Origin of the sequence: Psychrobacter sp. W2-37-MNA-CIBAN-0211 (assembly GCF_040309405.1) — a bacterium.
GTDB lineage: Bacteria > Pseudomonadota > Gammaproteobacteria > Pseudomonadales > Moraxellaceae > Psychrobacter > Psychrobacter glaciei.
Genome location: NZ_JBEOOU010000493.1, coordinates 1 through 244, shown reverse-complemented (window position 1 = coordinate 244; position 244 = coordinate 1). Strand labels below are relative to the sequence as shown.

Annotated in this window: 1 pseudogene; it reads right to left on the bottom strand. The window is 39.8% G+C overall.

The features are described 5' to 3' along the window. A pseudogene (locus AAEY72_RS16020) lies at positions 1–244 on the bottom strand (accessory colonization factor AcfC); the annotation flags it as partial.

The following is a 244-nucleotide window of genomic DNA, read 5'->3' as shown; positions in this document are numbered from 1 at the left end:
CAGCTTTTGGTGATACAACGATGTTTAAATCACGCCAGATAGCTCGATCCTTATCTATACTAACCATGTCCATATCTTTGGAATTATTAAGCGGCCAATTCGGCCAAGTTATCCAAGCATCTGCTTTTTCATCTTTAAATGCTTTAAAACTGGCTCCAGATCCTAAAGAATACGCTACTATATTATCTCGAAAACGAGCAATATCGTTTAAGCTTCCTTTGCGTCCTGCGAGATCCTCCCAAAC